The organism is Nannocystis punicea (assembly GCF_026965555.1).
Classification (GTDB): Bacteria; Myxococcota_A; Polyangia; order Nannocystales; family Nannocystaceae; genus Nannocystis; species Nannocystis punicea.
In genome coordinates this window covers 10,859,305-10,880,216 of sequence record NZ_CP114040.1, presented here as the reverse complement: position 1 = coordinate 10,880,216, position 20,912 = coordinate 10,859,305, and the positions used below count along the sequence as shown (strand labels likewise).

At 72.6% G+C, this 20,912-nt stretch carries 14 protein-coding genes; 6 read left to right on the top strand and 8 right to left on the bottom strand.

Annotated features, from left to right (window positions below):
• Positions 1-19: 19 nt before the first annotated feature.
• From O0S08_RS41620 to O0S08_RS41590, 7 genes are all read right to left on the bottom strand, one after another.
• Complete coding sequence (locus tag O0S08_RS41620; protein ID WP_269035079.1) at positions 20-544, bottom strand: Csp1 family four helix bundle copper storage protein; 525 nt, start codon at positions 542-544, stop codon at positions 20-22.
• Between the two features lie 261 nt (positions 545-805).
• Positions 806-1,588, bottom strand: coding sequence for a crotonase/enoyl-CoA hydratase family protein (locus O0S08_RS41615; RefSeq protein WP_269035078.1), 783 nt, complete (start codon positions 1,586-1,588; stop codon positions 806-808).
• A 393-nt stretch (positions 1,589-1,981) separates the two neighbouring features.
• Positions 1,982-2,761: an SDR family NAD(P)-dependent oxidoreductase gene (locus O0S08_RS41610; RefSeq protein ID WP_269035077.1), complete on the bottom strand. Its 780-nt coding sequence runs from the start codon at positions 2,759-2,761 to the stop codon at positions 1,982-1,984.
• A 241-nt stretch (positions 2,762-3,002) separates the two neighbouring features.
• Positions 3,003-3,839, bottom strand: a complete 837-nt coding sequence (locus O0S08_RS41605) for a penicillin-insensitive murein endopeptidase (protein ID WP_269035076.1) — start codon at positions 3,837-3,839, stop codon at positions 3,003-3,005.
• 405 nt (positions 3,840-4,244) lie between these two features.
• Positions 4,245-5,861 (bottom strand): SulP family inorganic anion transporter, encoded by a 1,617-nt coding sequence (locus O0S08_RS41600; protein WP_269035075.1) that lies wholly within the window; start codon positions 5,859-5,861, stop codon positions 4,245-4,247.
• 209 nt (positions 5,862-6,070) lie between these two features.
• Positions 6,071-7,420 (bottom strand): exodeoxyribonuclease VII large subunit, encoded by a 1,350-nt coding sequence (gene xseA, locus O0S08_RS41595; protein ID WP_269035074.1) that lies wholly within the window; start codon positions 7,418-7,420, stop codon positions 6,071-6,073.
• 41 nt (positions 7,421-7,461) lie between these two features.
• Positions 7,462-8,691, bottom strand: a complete 1,230-nt coding sequence (locus O0S08_RS41590) for a hypothetical protein (protein ID WP_269035073.1) — start codon at positions 8,689-8,691, stop codon at positions 7,462-7,464.
• A 489-nt stretch (positions 8,692-9,180) separates the two neighbouring features.
• Here O0S08_RS41590 and O0S08_RS41585 point away from each other — a divergent pair, with 489 nt between their 5' ends.
• Positions 9,181-11,355, top strand: a complete 2,175-nt coding sequence (locus O0S08_RS41585; RefSeq protein ID WP_269035072.1) for a class I SAM-dependent DNA methyltransferase — start codon at positions 9,181-9,183, stop codon at positions 11,353-11,355.
• Between the two features lie 419 nt (positions 11,356-11,774).
• Complete coding sequence (locus O0S08_RS41580) at positions 11,775-12,632, top strand: alpha/beta fold hydrolase (protein WP_269035071.1); 858 nt, start codon at positions 11,775-11,777, stop codon at positions 12,630-12,632.
• Between the two features lie 108 nt (positions 12,633-12,740).
• Here the strand turns inward: O0S08_RS41580 and O0S08_RS41575 are convergent, their stop codons facing one another.
• Positions 12,741-15,212, bottom strand: coding sequence for a hypothetical protein (locus O0S08_RS41575; RefSeq protein ID WP_269035070.1), 2,472 nt, complete (start codon positions 15,210-15,212; stop codon positions 12,741-12,743).
• Positions 15,213-15,305: 93 nt separating this feature from the next.
• Between O0S08_RS41575 and O0S08_RS41570 the strand changes: the two genes are divergently transcribed.
• The 4 genes from O0S08_RS41570 to O0S08_RS41555 all read left to right on the top strand — a co-directional run bounded on the left by O0S08_RS41570 (position 15,306) and on the right by O0S08_RS41555 (position 20,831).
• On the top strand, positions 15,306-17,333 hold the full coding sequence (locus tag O0S08_RS41570; protein WP_269035069.1) for a M61 family metallopeptidase: 2,028 nt from the start codon (positions 15,306-15,308) through the stop codon (positions 17,331-17,333).
• Between the two features lie 74 nt (positions 17,334-17,407).
• On the top strand, positions 17,408-18,082 hold the full coding sequence (locus tag O0S08_RS41565) for an Isoquinoline 1-oxidoreductase subunit (RefSeq protein WP_269035068.1): 675 nt from the start codon (positions 17,408-17,410) through the stop codon (positions 18,080-18,082).
• On the top strand, positions 18,079-18,552 hold the full coding sequence (locus O0S08_RS41560) for a (2Fe-2S)-binding protein (RefSeq protein ID WP_269035067.1): 474 nt from the start codon (positions 18,079-18,081) through the stop codon (positions 18,550-18,552). The genes O0S08_RS41565 and O0S08_RS41560 overlap by 4 nt, the downstream gene beginning before the upstream one ends.
• A 5-nt stretch (positions 18,553-18,557) precedes the next feature.
• Positions 18,558-20,831: a xanthine dehydrogenase family protein molybdopterin-binding subunit gene (locus tag O0S08_RS41555; RefSeq protein WP_269035066.1), complete on the top strand. Its 2,274-nt coding sequence runs from the start codon at positions 18,558-18,560 to the stop codon at positions 20,829-20,831.
• The last annotated feature ends 81 nt before the right edge of the window (positions 20,832-20,912 follow it).

The window sequence follows — 20,912 nt, the reverse complement described above, 5'->3', positions numbered from 1 at the left end:
CGCCGGCGCGGCCCCAACCTCAACCGATGAGGGTCCGGTAACGGGTGATGGCGGCCTTGCACGACTCGGCGCAGGCCTTACAGGCGGGGTGCTTGGCCTCGTGCTTGCGACACTCGGCCTCGCAGCGCTCGCCGACGGCGAGGGCGACCCGGGCCTGGGCTGCCAGCTGCTCCGAGGGCCCGGCGGCGAGCGCCAGCAAGGCCCGGGTGACTGCGAGCATGTCGTAGGCCGAGCGGGCACAGGCCGCCATGCTGGTGTCGCCCTGGCCGAGCAAGACGAAGCAGTGCTGCACGCAGACCTCGCCGGTCTTGAGGCATTCGAGCGCGACCGCGAGGGTGCCGTCGTCGCTCGCGGGATGGCCGGCGTGGCCGGCGTGGCCGGCGTGCGGGTCGGCGGCGGGAGTGCTCGGGGCGGCAGGGGCAGGCAGCGGCGCGGTGGTCTTGCCCGGGGTCTTGGCCGGCGGCGGCGGCAGCTCGTCGGGCGCGCTGTTGCAGGCGGTGGCGAGGACGGCTGGGGACCCGAGGACGAATTCGCGGCGTTGCATGCGGCCGCGACTATAGGGGCGATCGCGCGTCGCCAGCAACGCGGCCCCCCTTTTTAAAAAAGGGGGGAGGAGGACTGCCCGCGAAACCGCGTCATGCGGAGCGGCTTTCGGCGTTCGGCGGCGGTGAACGGAGATCGACAGGCTCGCCGGAGCCGCGGGGGCTGAGAGCCGCAGCGTCGACCGGTTTAAAGAACATGTCCGAAGGGACAAGTGTGATGATTCCGTGACGGGACGATCGAGAGGCTTCGGCCGCGGCGCGAGTCACTGGGCGCCGTGGCGACCGGCGCCGGCGGCGAAGCGCTGCGCCCCGGCGATCGATTCGCGGGCGATCACCTCGGCGCCGCCGCGGGCCTCGGCGAGCAGGGCTTCCTCGAGGGACATGTCCCATTGCAGGTGCGCGGAGCGGCGGTCGACCTGCATGCACTCCTGCGGGAAGGCGGCGATCTCGGCGGCCAGCGCCTCTGCGGCGGCCCGGGCCCGGCCGGACGGGACGACGCGGTTGACGAGGCCGATCGCCAGCGCCTCGTCGGCCTCGACCGGCCGGCCGGTGAGGATCAGGTCGAGCGCGCGGCCCATGCCGACGAGCCGCGGCAGGCGCACGGTGCCGCCGTCGATCAGCGGGACGCCGAAGCGGCGGCAGAACACGCCGAACACTGCGTCGTCGTCCGCGACCCGCAGGTCGCACCAGAGCGCCAGCTCGAGGCCACCCGCGACCGCGTAGCCGCTGACGGCGGCGATCACCGGCTTGCGCAGGAGCAGCCGCGTGGGCCCCATCGGCGCCGGCCGCCCGAGCGCGTCGGCCGGGGCGTCGAGGTGCAGCTGGTTGCTCGACTCGCCGCTGGCCAGAGCCTTGAGGTCGGCGCCGCCGCAGAAGTGCCCGCCCTCGCCGAACAGGACGGCGACGCGCGCGTCGGGGTCGGCGTCGAACTCGCGGAAGGCCCGCTCGAGCGCCTCTGCCGTGGGCCCGTCGACCGCGTTGCGCCGCTCGGGGCGGGCGAGGATGACGGTGGTGACGGGGCCGTTGCGCTCGGTACGGACGGACATGCCGCGAGGATAGATCAGATCGCAGCCGGCCGGAGACGCGAGGTCGGCCGCGCGGAGGCGGACGGCTCCGGAGCGACCGAGCAGACACGTGTTCTTTCGGGCATGCGGGCGGCTGGCTCGACGCGAGCGGCGGTCAGACGCCCCGACGCGGCGCGGGGTCCACGGACATGTCCTCGAGGACAGGGTCGCCTCGGAGACTGGCTCGACGCGAGCGGCGATCGTGCGCCGAGTGTCGTTACGGACATGTCCTCGAGGACATCGTCGCGGTTGCGGCCGGCTCGGCGCGACCATGCGCCCGGGTCCGACGCGAGCGGGTAGCCTTACGGACACGTCCTCGAGCACACGTACAAACGGGCGCGTGGCGAGCGACCTGTGCGCGAGGGCGGCGATCCGTCACCACGCCGCGGCGATGGTGACGCCGCCGTCGGCGACGAGGACCTGGCCGGTGATGAAGGAGCCGGCGGGGGAGCACAGCAGGGCGGCGAGCGGGGCGATGTCGTCGGGGTCGCCGATCCGTCCGAGCGGGGTGCGGCGCTCGACCATCTCTTTGAGGTCGGGGTTCTGCCACAGCGCGCGGGCGAAGTCGGTCTTGACGAGGCCGGGGGCGATGGCGTTGACGCGGACGTTGTGCGGGCCGTACTCGACGGCGAGGCTGCGCACGAGCTGCATGTCGGCGGCCTTGGACATGTTGTAGGCGCCGATCAGCGGGTCGCCGCGCAGGCCGCCGATGCTCGAGATCATGAGGATCGCCCCGTCGCGCCGCTCGATCATCCCGGGGGCCACGCGCTTGGCCAGCCACAGGTTGGACAGCACGTTGTTGTGCATGATCTTGTGGAAGACCTCGTCGGACAGGCCCTCGAGCGCGCCGAAGTAGGGGTTGGTGGCGGCGTTGCAGACGAGGACGTCGACCTTGCCCCACTCGGCCAGAGCGCGGTCGACCAGCGCGTCGACCTGGGCCTTCTCGGAGATGTTGCACGGGACCGCGATCGCCTGCCCGCCGGCGCCGCGGATCGCCTCGGCGACCTCGTCGCACGGGGTCGGCTTGCGGCTCGAGATCACCACCCGCGCCCCGGCGCGTGCCAGGTGCTCGGCGATCGCCCGCCCGATCCCGCGGCTCGAGCCGGTGACGATCGCTACCTTGTCGCTGAGGTCGATGATGGGCTTGCCGGACATGACGCCCGCAGCGTCGCAAACGCCGGGCCGCGCGGGCAAGCCGCCGGGGCGTGAGGTCGGGCAGTTCAGGGGGGTTCGGCGCGAGCTGGATTCAGTCGCCGCTCTCAATCGGGGCGGGTCGCCCACGGAACGCGCCGGTTCTCGTCAGAGGTCGAGCCCGGGGCGGCCGCCTCGCGGTCGACGTGCCCCGAAGAGCCGGCGCCGGGCCTGCTCCTCGGGACATGTCGCTTGTTTTAGAATTTCACTTGCTGCGGGCGCTGCAGCGGCGGTTGCCCTCTTCGCAGAGGAACCGGACGTGCATGTGGTTGGAGTGGCCGCGCCAGTGCTGGATCTTCGCGTGCGGGCTCTCGGACGTCTTCGGGTACTCGAACAGCGCGGCCAGCTGCTCGGGCGGGAGGTGCTTCTTGGCCTCCTTGTGCAGCAGCTTCTGCAGCTTCTTGGCGATGTAGATCGTCTGGACCTGGCCGGTCTCCAGCAGCTCCTGCACGAGGGCCCAGTTCTTCTCGGCGTCGAAGTTGCGGACGTTCATGTACTTCCAGCGGTGCTCGCCGTCGTCGATGCCGCGGAAGATGTAGCCGATGTCGATGTCGCGGCCGGAGCGGTGCGAGCGGTGCGGCGGGACGCGGCCGCCGCTGCGGCGGGCCAGCTCGCCGACGCGGATCTTCGGGCCGGTCGGGTACAGCTCGGTGAAGTCCTCGAAGGCCTCGACCAGCGCGTGGATCGTGTTGGTGGTGCCGTAGGTGCGCGGCCGGTGGGTGCGCAGGCGCCAACCTGGCCCTTCGGGCAGGGGCATGCCGTTGCGCAGCTTGCCGCGGTTCGGCGAGCCGATCGACTGCGGCAGGTGCTCGGGGTCGTGGCGATAGACCAGCAGCTTGGTGCCCTCGGCGATCGGAGCCTCGCGGTCGACTTCGGGGTTGAGCTCGCGGAGCTGTGCGGCCTTGATGCCCCAGGCGATGGCGAGCGCGTCGAGCGAGATTTTCTCGTGCGCGGTCCAGAACACCTCGTGCAGCCGCTCGTCCGCGTCCGCGACCGCTGTGTCCTCGATCTCGGACGGTTCGCCCGCGACCGCGGGGGTCACCGGCCCCGATTGCGCATTCGCGGAATCCGCCGAGACCGGAATCGCGAGTGGGATATCGTCGGCCGGCGCGCGCGCCGGTGGGATTGTCGATGCGGGGAGATCGGCCCCCGTGGCGAGCACCGATTGCATTGCGATCGGCGCATTCTCTTTCGCCGGTACTGCGGCGCAGGTGACGAGACCGAGGCCGGCGCCGAGCGCGGCAAACAGCGTCAAGCGCTGGGCCAAGGGCCGTGGAGAGAGCTTATCCGCTGCGTCACGCATCGATGGGTCTCCCTGCAGATCCCCGCAGAGGCTGCTGCAGGGAGTTAGCAGTCTATGGAGGAAGCATCGGGGGGCGCAACCCCTCGGCGAGACGCAAATCAAGTTTTCGGCGAACGGCGCGCGCGCCGTTCGCCGAAATCGAGTTCAGGCTGCACGGGTTCGCGCAGCGAGCATATTGCCCGACACCGGCTTGTGGCCTTCGAGACCCACGACTGTCAGTTCGCGTCCCTCGTGTTCCATGTCGCGCGCGAGCTCGTGCAGACGCTCCATCACCGTGTGGTCGACGAGCCGCGTGGCCTGCAGGTCGACGACGACGTTGCGCGGCGCGGGCACGCGATCGATGGCGCGCTTGAGGCCGATGTAGTTGCTGAAGATCGCGGCCTTGCGGGCGGTGATGCGAGTCGTGTTCGCGCCGTCGTCGCGGATCTCGAGGTCGGGCTTGAACAGCGCGCTGAGCGGGGCGCCGCGGACGATGTGCAGCAGCAGCTTGGTGGCGATGCCGGCGAAGATGCCGAGCAGCAGGTCCTCGCCGACGGTGACGCCGATGGTGACCAGGAAGACCAGCAGCTGGTCCTTGCCGACCTGCGCGGTGTGGATGAACTCGCGCGGGTGGGCCAGACGGAAGCCGGTGAACACCAGCATCGCCGCCAGCGCGGCCTTGGGGATCATGTGGATGAGGCCGGGCGCGAGGACGACGAAGCCGAGCAGGAAGGCGCCGTGCCAGAAGTTGGCCCAGCGGGTCTTGGCGCCGTTGTTGATGTTGGCCGAGGAGCGCACGATCTCCGAGATCATCGGCAGGCCGCCGATCATGCCGGCCGCGGTGTTGCCGACGCCGACGGCCAGCAGGTCGCGGTTGAAGTCCGACTTGCGCTTGTGCGGGTCGAGCGTGTCGACCGCCTTGGCGCTGGCCACCGACTCGATGCTGCCGACCAGCGCGAAGGCGATGATCCACTTGATCGAGGCCCAGTTGCCGAGATTCGAGAAGTCGGGGAACGTGATCATCCCGAGCAGGTTGTCGAGCCGATTGACCAGCATGGTCGGCTCGAGGTGGTACTCGTGGCCGGCGAACGTGTAGTTGTGGGCGTGGTCGAGGTCGAAGTAGATGCCGAGCGGGATGCTGAGCAGCAGGACCACCAGCGGCGCCGGGATCTTGCGCACCAGCGGGTGCCGCAGGCGCGGCATGATGACGAGGATAGCGAGGCTCAGGAGGCCGATCAGCGCGATCTCGGGGTTGTTGCTGACGAACCGCTGCGGCAGCTCGGCGATCTGGCCGAGCGGCGTCTTGGCCGTCGGGTCGACGCCGACCATGATGTGCAGCTGCTTCGACGCGATGATAATGCCGATCGCGGCCAGCATGCCGTGCACCGCCGCCGACGGGAAGAAGTCGGCCATGACGCCGGCGCGGATCAGGCCGAAGATGATCTGGATGACGCCGGCCGCGACGATCACCGCGAGGGCGTACTGATACCCGAGCACCGGGTCGACGCCCCGGCTCATCTCCTCGATGCAGCCGAGCGCGATGACGATGAGTCCGGCCGCCGGCCCCTTGATCGTGACCCTCGCGCCCATGAACAGGCTGACGACGAGGCCGCCGATGATGGCGGTGAAGATGCCGGCGACCGGCGGGAACCCGCTGGCCATCGAGATCCCCAGCGACAACGGGAGCGCGATCAAAAAGACGAGGAAGCCGGCGACCAGGTCCGACTGCAGGTTCTGACGCAGGCCGGCGAGCCCGTCAGCGGGGACGTTGCGGTTGCTCATTGCGAGACCTCGAATGCTGTCCTTGGAGCCATGTCCCGCGAGACAGACGGCGCGGTACGCCGTTCGTGCGGGACGCGAGGCTCAGCGTAGTCGAGGGGAGAAGCGCGGTTCAAGAGAGCGAGTGCAGGATTCATCGACCCGAGCCGCGCGGGCCGGCCGGTCCGCGGCCAGGTGGCGTCAGGCCGCACTTGGCGATGAACCGCGCTTCATCATGAAGGTAGCTTCACCGGCTCGACAGCAGTGACCTGCGCCGCGAAGGCCCCGCGCGCGAGCTCCACGCGCACGGCGTCGCCGGCGGCGACCTGGGCGACGTCGGTGACGACCCCCGCGTCCTTGCTGACAACGGCGAAGCCGCGCTGCAGCACCGCGAGCGGGCTGAGGGCGTTCAGCGCCGCGGCCGCGCGAGCGAGGCGCAGGCGCGCGGGCCCGGCCAGCACCCGGGCGCGCTCACGCAGGGCGAGCTCGGCGGCGAGGAGGTGGCGACGGGCACGGTCGAGCCGGTGGCGCGGGTGCTGGGCGAGCAGGCGCGCGTGCAGGGCGACGAGCAGGCGGCGGTCGCGGGCGAGGCGGGCGCGCGGGTGCTGGTTGCCGAGGCGCGCGAGCAGGGCGTCGAGGCGGCGGCGCGGCGCGAGCACGAGGCGATGGCCGGTGGCGGCGAGGCGCCGCGTGAGCAGCTCGAGGCGGCCGCGCTCGTCGAGGACGCGGCGCTTGGTGGCGAGGACGAGGCGGCGCTCGACGTGATGGAGGCGCGAGAGGTAGCCGTCGCGATCGGGGACCACCAGCTCGGCGGCGTGCGAGGGGGTGGCGGCGCGGAGGTCGGCGACGAAGTCGCAGATCGTGATGTCGACCTCGTGACCGACGGCGGACACGACGGGCACCGGGCAGGCGGCGACGGCCCGCGCGAGGCCCTCGTCGTTGAAGGCCCACAGGTCCTCCTGGGCCCCGCCGCCGCGGCCGAGGATGATCACGTCGACGCCCGGCCGCCGCTGCAGCCGCAGCAGCGCGCGCACCAGGCTGAAGGCCGCGTCCTCGCCCTGCACCTGCGCCGGCGAGAGGAGGATCCGCACCGGGCAGCGGCGCCGCGAGACCTTGAGGATGTCGTGGATCGCGGCGCCGCTGGCGGAGGTGACGACGCCGACGATCCGCGGCCAGGCGGGCACCGGCCGCTTGCGCTCGCGCGCGAACAGGCCCTCGGCCGCCAGCTTGGCCTTGAGCTGCTCGAGCTGCTGCATGCGCGCGCCGAGGCCGGCCGGCTCGGCGCGCTCGGCGTACAGCTGGAACTTGCCCTGCGCGGCGTAGATGCCGAGGCGGCCGTAGACGCGGAACATCTGCCCGTCGGCCAGGCGGTGGCGCAGGCGCGACAGGGCGCTGCGCCACATCGCCACCGGCAGGATCGCGTGGCTGTCGCGCAGGGTGAAGTAGGCGTGGCCGCTGTTGACGAGCCGCAGGTTGGTGATCTCGCCCTCGACCCACAGCGGCGGGAACTGCTGCTCGATGCTGCGGTGGGCGCGGTTGACGAGCTCGCTGACGGCGAAGACGTGCGGGGCGACGGGGGCCATGCGCGGACGAGGCTAGCAGAGCCTCGTCCGCGCGGGCGGCGTCAGGTGCAGTCCTCGACGTCGCTGCCCGGCGGGCACAGGTTGGGCTCGTCGCACTCGCCGTCGTTGGTCCACTGGCAGAAGCCGCAGTCCCACGGGTCGGAGCCGTCGGGGCACTCGCCGCCCTGCGACATCTCCTCGCACACGCCGTTCTCGGGGGTGGCGCAGCAGTCGGCGGCGTCGCTGCCCGGCTCGCACAGGTCGGGCTCGTCGCACTCGCCGTCGTTGGTCCACTGGCAGAAGCCGCAGTCGTACGGGTCCGAACCCACGGGGCACTCGCCGCCCTCCGACGGCTCCTCGCACACGCCGTTCTTCGGGGTGGCGCAGCAGTCGTCGCCGTCAGTGCCGACCGGGCAGTCACCCGGCTCGTCGCAGGTGCCGTCGTTGGCGGTCGGGCACACGCCGCAGTCGTAAGAGTCCGTGCCGTCGGGGCACTCGCCGCCCTGCGACATCTCCTCGCACACGCCGTTCTGCGGGGTGGCGCAGCAGTCGTTGGTGTCGGTGCCCTCGGGGCAGTAGGTGCCCTCGTCGCACTCGCCGTCGTCGGGCCACGCACAGTAGCCGCAGTCCCAGTGGTCGGAGCCCTTGGAGCAGGTGCCGCCGGGGAAGTCGTGCTCCTCGCACACGCCGTTCAGCTTGGTGGCGCAGCAGTCGAACGGGTCGGTGCCCTCGGCGCACGCGCCACCCTCGTCGCACTCGCCGTCGCCCTCCCACTGACACAGACCGGTGACGTGGGGACACTCGCCGAGGAAGCACGGGGCGCCGCTGTTGCAGGCGCCGTTGTCGCAGACACACAGCGACTCGCCCGGCGTGCAGTCGGGCGGCATGCCGGTGGTGTCGGTGGTCGTGTCGGTGGTCGTGTCGGTGGTGGTGTCGGTGGTGGTGTCGGTGGTCGTGTCGGTCGTGCCGTCGGTGGTCGTCGAATCGGTGGTGGTGCTGGTGGTGCTGGTGATCGGCTCGGTGCTGGTGCCGGTGATCGGATCGGTGGTCGAGGTGGTGGTCGTCGAGGTCTCCGGATCGGTGGTCGACGTGGTGGTCGGATCGTCGGTGGTGCTCGTCGGCTTGTCGGTCGTGGTCGGCGGCTTGCCAGTCGTGTCGTCGCTACCGGTCGAGGTGTCGGTGCCGGTGCTGGTCTCGGTGGCGAGCGTCTCGGTGCCGGCCGCAGGGTCGGCGCAGCCCGAGAGCGCGAGGAGAAGGGTCAGTGCAGGAGAGGCGAGACGTTGTTTCCGCATGGCCGGAAGCTATCACGCGAAGATCGCGCCTGGCTGCGCGGGTTCACCGCGGAGCGTGTGCACGAGGCTTCTTCGGTGACTGCCCGATATCAGCCTCGTAGCGCGATTCGTGGCAGTCCTGAAGTGTTTTAACAGGATGCGACATGGCGCAAGAGACATATGATGTGTCTTTTGTGCCATGTGGTGAGCAGGACCCAGCGGCGAATCCACCGAGAGCGAGGTCGGGGAGGGCGAGCCGGGGCGGTCGCGGAGAGATATGCGACCTGTCCCTTGGGCCAGGAACAGCGAGAGCCGGCGGGTCCGTTGCGGCCGCTCTCGGCCCCGGTCGAGGTCGGTCCGACGCCGGCCGGCGGGCCGGGCGGAGTGCTGGCGCGTGAGGTCGGAGAGGTCGCGCCTCGGCGGAGGCGCGCCGTCGGAGACGCGGTTCCTCGGCCACGACGGTGCGGCGCGGCGCCCTGATGAGGCGACTGCGCTATGGTCGAGGTTGCGATGGAGGTCGAGGCCACGCGCGCGGCGGCGGCGAGGTTGTCCTCGCTGGCGGCGCGGCTGCGGCGGCGCACGGGGGAGCCGGAGCGGGTCGCGCGGTTCTTGATCCGCTGCACCTTCACGCTGATCGCCGAGGCGCTCGGGCTGGCGGCGCGGGGCGGGATGGCGGCGCTGGTGGGGCGAGCGATCGCGGCGCCGGACGGGTTCGCGGCGGCGCTCGGCGAGCTGTGGGCGGCGCTCATCTGGCCGGGAGAGGCGGCGGCGCTGGTGGCCACGCCGGCGCTGGCGCTGCGGCGCGGCGAGCTCGTCGAGCTGTACGCGCTCACGGAGGCGCCCTGGGGAGAGATCGATCCGGTGATCTTCGGCGACCTGCTGCTGGGAGCGCTGGGGCCGGGCGAACGGCGGCGGCTCGGCGCGCACTTCACCCCGCGGGCCTACGTCGAGCGGCTGGTCGCGCTGGTGGTCGACGAGCCGCTGCGCGCCGACTGGGCGCGGGTGCAGGACGAGACCCTGGCGCTGCGTTCGCGTGACGAGGCGCCGGCGGCCGGCCGCGCGGTGCGGGCGTTCCTCGCCGAGCTGGCGGCGGTGCGGGTGCTCGACCCGGCGTGCGGCGCGGGCAACTTCCTCGTGGTCGCCCACGAGTCGCTGCGCCGGCTCGAGGACGAGGTGCTGTCGTTCTTGGGCGCTGATTGTCGCGAATCGGCGGAGCGGGCGGTGACGCCGGCGCAGATGATCGGGATCGATCGCAGCGGCTGGACCTGCGAGGTGGCGCGGCTGGTGCTGTGGATCGCCGGCCTGCGCGCGGGACCGCGGGGCGCGAGCCAGCGGGCGACGATCGTCCACGCCGACGCGCTGCTGTCGCCGTGGCCGCCGGCGACGTTCGTGGCCGGCAATCCGCCGTTCCTCGGCAAATCGCGGCTGCGCGCGAGTCTCGGCGAATCGTATGTGGCGCGGCTCCGCGCCTGCTACGATTCGGCGGTGCCCGAGAGCGCGGACCTGGTGATGTATTGGTGGCACCGCGCGGCGACGCTGCTGGAGTCCGGGCAGCTGCGGCGATTCGGCCTGGTGACGACCAACAGCGTGACGCAGATCTACAACCGCCGGGTGATCGAGGGCTTCCTGCGCCGCGGGGCGATCCACCTGGTGGGCGCGATCGCGGATCACCCGTGGGTCGACGGGCCGCGCGGGGCGGCGGTGCGGATCGCCATGACCGTGGCGGCGGCGGGCCGCGGCGACGGTCGCTGCATTCGCGTGCGCGCGGGCGGCGACGAGGCGGTCGAGCGCGGGATCATCTCGGCGGACCTGCGCGTCGGCGTCGAACTGGCCAGCGCGCGCCGCCTGCTGGCCAACGGGGGGCTGGCCGGGGCGGGGGTGATGCTCGGCGGGCGCGGGTTCCTGCTGCCGGCGAGCGCGGGGCAGGAGTCGGGGTACGTGCGACCGATCGTCAACGGCCGCGACGTGCTGCAGCGGTCGCGCGAGGTGCGGGTGATCGACTTCACGGGGCTGTCGGAGGCGGCGGCCCGCAGCGCGGCGCCGGCGGCGTTCGAGCGGCTGGTGGCCGCGGTGCAGCCCGAACGCGCGCGCAACAGCCGGGCCGGCCGGCGCGAGCGCTACTGGCAATTCGCCGAGACGATGCCGACGACGCGCCGGACGATCGCGGGGCTGTCGCGCTACATCGTCACGCCGGAGACAGCGAAGCACCGCGTGTTCGTGTTCGTCGACGGGGCGGTGGTGCCGGAGCACCCGCTGCTGGCGATCGCGCTCGACGACGCGTTCCACCTGGCGGTGCTGTCGTCGCAGATCCACCGGCTGTGGGCGCGCGCGAACGGAGGCACTCTGGCCGACCGCCCGCGCTACAACAAGAGCGTGTGCTTCGAGACGTTCCCGTTCCCCGCGTGCGAGCCGGAGCCGCGGGCCGAGCTCGCGGCGCTCGGCGAGCGCCTCGAGGCGTGCCGCAGGAGGCTCGCGGCCGCCGGCTGGACGATCACCGCGATGTACAACGCGCCGCCGGCCGAGCTGCAGGCGGTGCACGCGGAGATCGATCACCGGGTCGCGGGCGCGTACGCGCTGGCGGGCGACGGCTCCGAGGCGGCGGTGCTGTCGGGCCTGCTGGCGCTGAATCACCGCCGCGCGGCGGAGGAGCAGGCCGGGGCGATTCGCTGGCTGCGCCCGCGCTGAGCGGGAGAATAAGCTGTCCTTCGGGACAGATTTATGACGGCGGGCGGCGAGTTGCGCGACGGGTCGAACGACATGTCTGTCGGGACAGGTGAGAACGTCCGGGGATGGCCGCTGCGAGCGCGACCGCCGGCAGGCGTAAAAGACATGTCCGTGAGGACAGGAGCGGAGTCGAGGGATGACAGCCGCGAGGGCGACCGCTGGCAGACCGGAAGACCATGGCCTTCGGGACGTGGTATCCGGGCCAGAATCGTACATGTCTCGACGGACATGTCACGGCGCATGAAGAAGCGCGGCCCGCGGCGGTCGCTCGCGCGCTCGGGCGGCAGACCGAGACGGCCGATTCGCGCGACCGTCGTCGGGCGTCCACACCCCACCTTGGTCGGGTTTTGCGGCCCCGCGGAACTCGCTACACGGGGAGCATGTCCGCGATCGACGCACCGAACCTGTTCATCGAGACGAACGGCCGCCGTCTGGCGTACCGATCGATCGGCTCCGGCCAGCCGATCGTCCTCTGCACGCGCTTCCGCGGCAACCTGGATTGTTGGGACCCTGCGTTCCTCGACGCGCTGGCCGGCGCGGGGTTCCGTGTGATCACCTTCGACTACAGCGGCCTCGGCCTGTCGACCGGGACCGCCACCTACAACCCGTTCGCGATGGCCGCCGATCCCCGCGACCTGATCGAGGCGCTGGAGCTCCGCGACGTGGTGATCGCTGGCTGGTCGCTCGGAGGGATCGTCGCCCAGGTCGTCGTCGCCGTCCACCCGACGCACCTGAGCCACGCGGTGCTGTTCGGGACGACGCCGCCGGGGCCGATCGTCAAGCCGGCCGAGGAGCTGTTCTTCACCACCGCCGCCCGCGAGGTCAACGACTTCGAGGACGAGGTGATCCTGTTCTTCGAGCCGCGCTCGCCCGAGAGCCGCGCGGCGGCCCGGCGCTCGGTCGACCGGATCGCGGCGAGGACGAAGGACCGCAGCGTCCCGGTGCCGGCCGAGTTCGCCCGCGCCAACCTCTCGAAAGACCACACGGCCCCGATCTTCCCGGCGCTGCCGGTCCTCGAGGCGCTGCGGGCGACGACGCTGCCGATCCTCCACATCGCCGGCGACCACGACATCATCTTCCCGGTCGAGAACTGGTACGCGCTCAATCAGACGCTGCCGACGGTGCAGCTGCTGACGTACCCGTCCGCCGGCCACGGTCCGCACCACCAGCACCCCGAGGCGAGCGCGCAGCACATCGCCTCGTTCGTGCGGACGACGTCGCGGGTAGTCGAGAGCTGAGGCGCGTGCCGCGGATCGCGGCGGGCGCAGGGCCGCCGCGGTGTGCTCCGAGAGCAGGCCGAAGATGCTGTCCCGAGGGACAGGTCGAAGCCTCGCGGACCGCCGCGGTCACCAGACCTGGAGCTCGCCGACGACCGCGAACTCGTGCGGACCGGGGAACACGCGCACGCCGTGCTCGCCGGTCTCGCCCTCGGGGACGGTGATCTTGTAGTTGGCGTTCTCGGTCCGGCGCATGCCGAGCACGACCTCGTGCGGGCCGGGGACGATCTCCAGCGTGGGCACGTGGACGCGGAAGCGGTGCAGGAGGTAGTCGCCGGCGCGCCAGTACTGCGGCGGGTAGATGTTCTCGACCAGGTCGTGCGGCATCGGGTTGACGCGCGACAGCCGGCCCTGCTGCAGGCGGAAGGTGATCTTGCTGCCGCTCGGCATCGGCTTGAGCGCGCGCAGGACCACGCGCAGCTCGACGTCGCGGCCGCGCACCACCGGCTCGTCCCACTCCCAGCCGATCACCTCGACGTAGTCGTCGAAGCGGACCAGGGTCTGGTGGGCCAGCGCCGGCGGCTCGTCGAACAGGACCCGGCGGATCGGGTTCACGTCGGCCTCGCCGGGCGGCAGGGCGTTGGCGATCAGCAGGACGTCGCGGTTGCTGGCGTCGAGGACGTACAGCGGGAAGCCGCCGGCGCGGGCCGTCTGGTGCAGCGCCGCCAGCTCGCTGGTGCGGATCAGCGCGGCCGCCGGGGCCGGCTGGCGCAGGACGTTGCTGAGCGCGTCGCGCGTGGCCAGCGGGACCCGCTGGTCGGCGGCCGGGCCGTAGAGGTCGAGGCCGGGGTCGGTGACCCGGTGGACGCCGAGGGCCTTCGGCAGGGCGCCGGCGTCGGCCCACGCGGCCCAGCGCGACAGCGGGCGCAGCAGCGAGAACTGCTCGCTGGTCCGCGGCAGCAGCTCGCGGCCGTAGCTCCAGGCCTGCCGGCCGAGGCAGGCGACCATCACCGCGGCGGGCAGCCAGACCGGCAGGCGGGTCCGCAGCTCGTAGAGCCTTCGGGACATGCGCGAAGCGCCCTGTCCTCCGGGACCTGGCGCAGAGAACATGGCCGAAAGTAACAGGGCGAGCGCGGCCCCGCCGGCGAGGCCGGCGAGCAGGTCGGGGGCGCCGAGGTCGGCGGCCGGGTAGTTGTGCTCGCCGCGCGCGGGCGCCAGGGCGGCGCCGACGCGGCTGGGGGTGCGGCGGGCATCCTTGGCGAAGATCCAGCAGCCGGCGAGGGCGAGCACGAGGGCCAGCCGGCGCGCCGCCGCGGGCGTGCGCGGAGAGACGAGGCGGGCGAAGGCGGCCGCGGCGAGGACGGCGGCCGGGACGGTCAGCGGCACCGCCCGCGCGCCGTACAGCAGCGAGGAGGCGCTGACCAGCGCGAGCCCGACGGCGAACCACAGCGCCGGCCAGCGCGCCCGCCCCGGCTGCAGCAGGCCGAGCAGCACCAGCGGCAGCCACGGGAACAGCTGGTAGCCGCAGTCCTCGAGCGCGGCGTGGAAGCCCCGCACGTGCGGCCGCTCGCGCAGCGCCAGGTCCTTGGCCGCGCCGAGCGCGGGGATGTAGCCGTCCCCCTGGTGGTACGCCAGCCACCCGGCCGCGCCGGCGGCCGCCAGCGCCCCGGCGACCAGCACCAGCCGCAGCGGGCGCGAGAGCGCGGATGGCGGAGGGGACAGGTCCGAAGGAGCAGGTGAGACCGGGGCCGCGCCGCGCCGGGCCCCGGCGGCCGCGGGAGCGGCTGGCGCGAAGGACAGGTCGGCGGAGAGCGACGAGGACAGGCCGCCGGCGGCCGCGGGAGCGGCTGGCGCGAAGGACAGGTCGGCGGAGAGCGACGAGGACGGGTTGCCGGCGGCCGAGCGAGCGGCTGGCGCGGAGGACAGGTCGGCTGCGCTCACGGGCATGCCCTCCAGGCTATGTCCGGGCGGCCATGTTTTAGAGGACATGCGCGAAGGAGCAGGGCCCCACAGCGCGGCGGCGATCAGCGGCAGCACCACGCCGAGCCACAGGCCGGAGGCGGTGGCGGCGAGGGCGAGGGCGAGGGCGCCGGCGGCGGCGAGGCCCAGGGCGCGGGCGAGGCGGGGGCTGGCGAGGGCGGCGGCGAGGAGCAGGGCGGCGGCGGTGGAGGCCAGCTCGCCGACCGGGTCGCCGACGGCGAGGCGGCCCTGGGTGAGCGACAGCGGGAAGGCGAGGGCGAACGCGCCGGCGAGCAGGGAGTAGGTCGCGGAGAAGCCGAGCGCGCGGGCCAGGCCGGCGGCGAGCGCGACGAGGACGCAGGTGGCGATCGCGCCGGGCAGGCGGATGGCCGCGGGGTCGCCGGTGAGCGCGAGCGCCTGCGTCCGCAGGGCGTCGGGCAGCCACGGGCTGCGCTCCAGGCCCGAGAGCGCGGCGCCGAGGGCCGCCTGGGCGCGCTGCAGCGCCCCGATCTCGCCCTGCGACCACAAGCCGTGCGCGCCGTGGCCGGGGATCAGCACCAGCGCCGCGACGGCGCCCGCGATCGCGGCGAGCGGCCACGGACCGGGGCGCGCGGGCTGGCGCTGGGGCGGGGCGAGGGACAAGGCGCCGGAGTGTACTCGTTTTCTCCGCGGCTCTACCCGCAGCAAACGCCCCGGCGCGGGCGCCCCGGGGGGCACTTCGAGTATCCTCCGGCCATGCTGTCTCGCTTGCTCTCGAAGCGCCGGTTCGCCGCGGCGCTGGCGCTCGGCCTCTTGCTCGTCGACCCGACGACCACGTCGGCGGCGCCGGGGGCCGAGGCGGCGGCCAAGAAGCTCGACGCGTTCGTCTACAAGGTCGCGATGGACGACCCGCATCGCCACGAATTCCAGGTCGAGCTCAGCTTCTCCGACCTGCCGGGCGAGGTCACCGACCTGCAGCTGCCGCGCTGGAACCCCGGCGCGTATCGAGTCACCGAGGCCCACCGCAACGTCCGCGGCATGGTCGCCGAGACCGCCGGCGGCAAGCCGATCCCCGTCGTCAAGGTCGACGAGATCACCTGGCGCGTGACCCACGGCGGCCAGCCGTTCAAGCTCCGCTACCGCGTCTACCGCGGCACGTACAGCGGCATCGGCGGCGCCTTCCTCGACGACGAGTTCGGCTTCTTCAACGGCGTGTACCTGTTCCCCTACGCCGTCGGCCACAAGGACCGGCCGATCGAGCTGCGCGTCGAGGGCCTGCCGGGCGCGCAGGTGGTGTGTGCGCTGCCGCGCGCGGGCAGCGGCGGCAAGGCCTTCAAGGCCAACGACTACGACATGCTGGTCGACGCGCCGGTCCACGTCGGCAAGGTCGACACCATCAACTTCAAGGCCGGCAAGGTCCAGTTCCACGTCGCCCTGCAGGGCATCGGCAACTACAGCGACAAGAAGCTGAGCTCCGACCTGGCCAAGATCGCCGACACCACCTACGCGATCTTCGGCGGCGAAGAGGGCGTGCCGTTCACCGACTACACGTACATCCTGCACCTGCGGCCCGGCGGTCGCAGCGGCCTCGAGCACCGCAACTCGACCGCGATCGGGCTCGAGCCGTGGATCTTCGGCGACCCCGCGGCCTACCGAAAATTCCTAGGCGTCGCCGCCCACGAGTTCTTCCACGCCTGGAACGTCAAGCGCATCCGCCCCGGCGTGCTCGGCCCGTTCTCCTACGAGCGCGAGGTCCACACCAGCATGCTGTGGTTCTCGGAGGGCTTCACCAGCTACTACGCGTGGGTGATCCTGGCCCGCGCCGGGCTGGCCAGCGAGTCCGAGGCGATGGAGGCGCTCGGCGAGCAGATCAAGCGCCTGCAGGAGTCGCCGGGGCGCAAGCAGATGACGGTCGAGCAGGCCTCGTGGGAGGCCTGGCTGCGGCCCGACGACGGCGGCAACAGCTACGTCGACTACTACAACAAGGGCATGCTCATCGCCATGGCCCTCGACATCGAGCTGCGGCGGATCTCCGGCGGCCAGCGCAGCCTCGACACGGTCATGCGCGAGCTCTTCGGCCGCTGGAAGAACACCGGCGCCGGCATCTCGCCGACCGAGCTCGAGGCCACCTTCGTCGCCGCCGGCGGGGCCGCGGGCGCGGAGGTCAGCGAGCTGTTCCGCAAGTACGTCCACGGCTTCGACGAGATCGAGTACGGCAAGCACCTGCGCCAGGCCGGCTACAAGATGGACCTGGTCCAAGATACAGGTGGCGACCTCGAGCTGGTGTTCGCCGAGCAGAGCGACAAGGGCGCGCTGATCGAGCTGGTGCGCCAGGGCGGCGCCGGCGACAAGGCCGGCCTGGCCAACGGCGACGTGCTGGTCGCCATCGACGGCCTCAAGATCGGCGGCGCGGCCGAGGCCAAGCGGCAGATCAAGGCGATGGCCGGCAACTCGCGGCACACGCTGACGGTCCAGCGCGGGGCGCGGATGATCGAGCGCACCGCGGTGGCCGCGACCGGCGGCGCCATCACCTACAAGATCGCCCTCGACCCGGGCGCCACCTACGAGCAGATGGTCCTGCGCCAGGCCTGGCTCGGCTACACCGCGCCGGCCCCGGCCAGCGGCAACAGCACCCTGCGTGACGCGGCCCTCAAGCTGTTCAATCAGGACCCGACGATCGGCGCCGAGCCCGAGGACGGCTCCGTCGTGGTGGTGCCGGCCGGCGGCAAGAAGAAGGCGAAGAAGCCGGCGGCGAAGAAGCCGGCCAAGGCGCCCGCCAAGTGACGCCCGTCCGCTGAGCCGGTCGCGGCGAGCTCGCCGGTTGCGCGGGCGCCAAATCCGATCACACCAGTGGGGCGATGCGCCTCCTCGCATGCCTCGTGGTCTGCGCGTGCCTGCCGGGGGCGCTGGTCGCCTGTCGCCGCGCGCCGGCGCCGGAGGGCGAACAGGCGCGGGGACAGGAGCCGGAGAAAGGCGCCGCGCTGCCGCCGGCCGAGCCGGGGCAGCTGCGCGAGCCGCAGCAATTCGCGGCGATCGCCGACCCGGTCGAACGCTCGCGCGCGCTGTTCCTCGAGGCGTCGACGGTGATGCTCCACCCGCGCTGCACCAATTGTCACCCGGCCGGTGACACGCCGCTGCAGGGCGACGACGCCCGGGTGCACGACCCGCCGGTGGTGCGCGGCGCGAACAACGAGGGCGTGCCGGGGCTCCTGTGCACGTCGTGTCATCAGGACCAGAACCTCGAGCTGGCGCGCGTGCCTGGGGCGCCGAAGTGGCACCTCGCGCCGATCGAGATGGCGTGGGTCGGCCTCACCCCGGCCGGCCTGTGCGAGCAGCTCAAAGATCCGAAGCGCAACGGCGGCAAGACCCTGGCGCAGATCGTCGAGCACTCGGCGCACGACGAGCTCGTCGCGTGGGGCTGGTCGCCCGGCCACGAGCGCGCGCCGGTGCCGGGCACGCAGGCGGAGTTCGGGGCGTTGATGGCCGCGTGGGTCGCCGACGGCGCGGCCTGTCCGGTCGGGGAGGGGCCATGACGATCACCTTGCACGTCAACGGGAAGGCGCACGTCCTCGAGATCGATCCGCAGATGCCGCTGCTGTGGGCGCTGCGCGACCACGTCGGCCTCACCGGCACCAAGTACGGCTGCGGCCAGGCGCTGTGCGGCGCGTGCGTGGTCCACCTCGACGGCGAGGCCGTGCGCGCGTGCGTGACGCCGGTGCGGCGGGCCGACGGTCGCAAGGTGACGACGATCGAGGGCCTCTCGCCCGACGGCTCGCACCCGCTGCAGCAGGCGTGGGTCGAGCTGGCGGTGCCGCAGTGCGGCTACTGCCAGGCCGGCCAGATCATGACCGCGGCGGCGCTGCTGGCCAGCAATCCGCACCCGACCGAAGAGGAGATCGACACCTCGCTGGCGGGCAACCTGTGCCGCTGCGGGACGTACCTGCGGATCCGCACCGCGGTGAAGCAGGCGGCCGTGGCCGCCGGTAAGGCCAAGGAGAAGTGAGCGCGATGTCCGGGCCGCCGATCCGCCTGCTCCGCCGCACCTTCCTCGCCGGCCTCGGCGGCGCGCTGACCGGCCTCGCGCTCGGCTCGTTCGCCCGCGCAGCGCCGGCGATGCCCCCCGCGGTCGACCCCGCGGCCAAGGCGGCGGCCGAGGCCGAGGGCGCCGGCCTGCGGCCCAACCTGTTCGTCCACGTCACCCCCAACGGCGGGGTCCAGATCGTGTGCGCGCGCTCCGAGATGGGCCAGGGCGTGCGCAGCTCGCTGCCGGTGCTGATCGCCGACGAGCTCGGCGCGGCGATGGACCGCGTCGAGGTCGTGCAGGCCCCCGGCGACGCGGCCTACGGCGACCAGAACACCGACGGCTCGCACAGCGTGCGCGGCTTCTACGACGCCCTGCGCAAGCTCGGCGCGTGCGCGCGGATGATGCTGATCGCGGCGGCGGCCAAGCAGTGGAAGGTGTCGCCGGCGACCTGCGTGGCCCACGACCACGCGGTGTGGCACGAGGCCAGCGGGCGCTCGCTCGGGTTCGGCGAGCTGGCGATCGCGGCCTCGAAGCTGCCTGTCCCGAAGGACATTTTACTGCGACCGCAGGCCGAGCTGCTGCACGTCGGCAAGGAGCTGCCGCTGCTCGACGGGCCGGCGATCGTCGAGGGCCGCGCGGTGTACGGGGCCGACGTGGTGCTGCCCGGGATGCTGACCGCGGTGGTCGCTCGCCCGCCGGTGGTCGGCGGCCGGGCCACCGCGCACGACGCCAAACCGGCCCTGGCGATCCCCGGCGTGCGCCACGTCGTGCCGCTGCCGGCGCCCACGCCTCCGTTCGCGTTCCAGCCGCTCGGCGGGGTCGCAGTGGTCGCCGACGACACCTGGGCCGCCCTGCGCGGCCGCGCCAAGCTCGAGGTCACCTGGGCCCCCGGCGACAACGGCGACTACGACTCCGAGAGCTACCGCAAGACCCTGCTGGCCGCCGTCGGCCTGCCCGGCGTGGTGGTCCGCGAGGTCGGCGACGTCGCGGCGGCGCTGGCCGGCTCGGCCAAACAGGTCGAGGCCGTGTACCACGTGCCGCACCTCGCCCACGCGACGATGGAGCCGCCCGCGGCGGTGGCGAAGTTCGACGGCCAGACCTGCGAGGTGTGGACCTCGACCCAGAACCCGCAGGCCTCGCGCAAGTCGGTGGCCAAGGCGCTGGGGCTCGACGAGGAGAATGTGACAGTCCACGTGACGCTGCTCGGCGGCGGCTTCGGCCGCAAGTCGAAGCCGGACTACGTGGTCGAGGCGGCGCTGCTGGCCAAGGCGACCGGCGCCCCGGTGCGGGTGCAGTGGACCCGCGAGGACGACATCCAGCACGACTACTATCATACGGTCAGCACCCAGCGGCTCGTCGCCGGCCTCGACGCGCAGGGCAAGGTGGTCGCGTGGCAGCACCGCACCGCCTTCCCGCCGATCGGCTCGACCTTCTCCGACACCACCCTGTCGAACCCCGGCGAGCTGCAGCAGGGCGTGCTCGACGTGCCGCTGGCGATCGCCAACGTGCAGGCCGAGAACTGCGAGGCGAAGGCGCACGTGCGGATCGGCTGGCTGCGCTCGGTGGCCAACATTTATCACGCGTTCGCGGTCCAGAGCTTCATCGGCGAAATCGCGGCGGCTCGGGGCAGCGACCCGCGCGAGACGCTGCTCGAGATCCTCGGCCCGCCGCGGATCGTCACGCTCGCGGAGCTCGGGGTCCAGTCGCTGCCGAATTACGACCAGTCGCTGACGGAGCACCCGATCGACACCGGCCGCCATCGCCGGGTGATCGAGCGCGTGACCGAGCTGGCCGACTGGGACAACCGCGAGAAGAACGGCCGCGCCCTCGGCCTCGCGTGCCACCGCAGCTTCCTCACCTACGTCGCGGTGGTCGTCAGCGTGGTCAAGGGCAAGGACGGCAAGATCCGCGTCGACGAGGTGTGGAGCTGCCTCGACGCCGGCACCCTCATCAATCGCGAGCGCGTGCGCTCGCAGTTCGAGGGCGCGGTGATCTTCGCCCTCAGCCACGCGCTGTACGGCGAGATCACGATGCAGCACGGCGCGACCGTGCAGAGCAACTTCCGCGACTTCCGGCTGATGCGCTTCCCCGACGCGCCGCGGGCGATCCACGTCGAGATCGTGGCCGACACCGGCCCGCCCTGCGGCGTCGGTGAGCCGGGCGTGCCCCCGGTCGCGCCGGCGCTGACCAACGCGATCTTCGCGCTCACCGGCCAGCGCGTGCGCGACCTGCCGATCGTGCGGACCCTGCAGGTCTAGGCGCGGACCCTGCGGGCGATCGCGACGTGGACCGTATGCGGTGATTTGTCCGCCTGGGCGAGCGCGGCCGCGGGTATCCTG

Bases quoted from the DNA above. Each gene is read 5' to 3' on its own strand.
- O0S08_RS41620 (WP_269035079.1), bottom strand. From the start codon at position 544: ATGCAACGCCGCGAATTCGTCCTCGGGTCCCCAGCCGTCCTCGCCACC.
- O0S08_RS41615 (WP_269035078.1), bottom strand. From the start codon at position 1,588: ATGTCCGTCCGTACCGAGCGCAACGGCCCCGTCACCACCGTCATCCTC.
- O0S08_RS41610 (WP_269035077.1), bottom strand. From the start codon at position 2,761: ATGTCCGGCAAGCCCATCATCGACCTCAGCGACAAGGTAGCGATCGTC.
- O0S08_RS41600 (WP_269035075.1), bottom strand. From the start codon at position 5,861: ATGAGCAACCGCAACGTCCCCGCTGACGGGCTCGCCGGCCTGCGTCAG.
- xseA (WP_269035074.1), bottom strand. From the start codon at position 7,420: ATGGCCCCCGTCGCCCCGCACGTCTTCGCCGTCAGCGAGCTCGTCAAC.
- O0S08_RS41590 (WP_269035073.1), bottom strand. From the start codon at position 8,691: ATGCGGAAACAACGTCTCGCCTCTCCTGCACTGACCCTTCTCCTCGCG.
- O0S08_RS41585 (WP_269035072.1), top strand. From the start codon at position 9,181: ATGGAGGTCGAGGCCACGCGCGCGGCGGCGGCGAGGTTGTCCTCGCTG.
- O0S08_RS41580 (WP_269035071.1), top strand. From the start codon at position 11,775: ATGTCCGCGATCGACGCACCGAACCTGTTCATCGAGACGAACGGCCGC.
- O0S08_RS41570 (WP_269035069.1), top strand. From the start codon at position 15,306: ATGCTGTCTCGCTTGCTCTCGAAGCGCCGGTTCGCCGCGGCGCTGGCG.
- O0S08_RS41565 (WP_269035068.1), top strand. From the start codon at position 17,408: ATGCGCCTCCTCGCATGCCTCGTGGTCTGCGCGTGCCTGCCGGGGGCG.
- O0S08_RS41560 (WP_269035067.1), top strand. From the start codon at position 18,079: ATGACGATCACCTTGCACGTCAACGGGAAGGCGCACGTCCTCGAGATC.
- O0S08_RS41555 (WP_269035066.1), top strand. From the start codon at position 18,558: ATGTCCGGGCCGCCGATCCGCCTGCTCCGCCGCACCTTCCTCGCCGGC.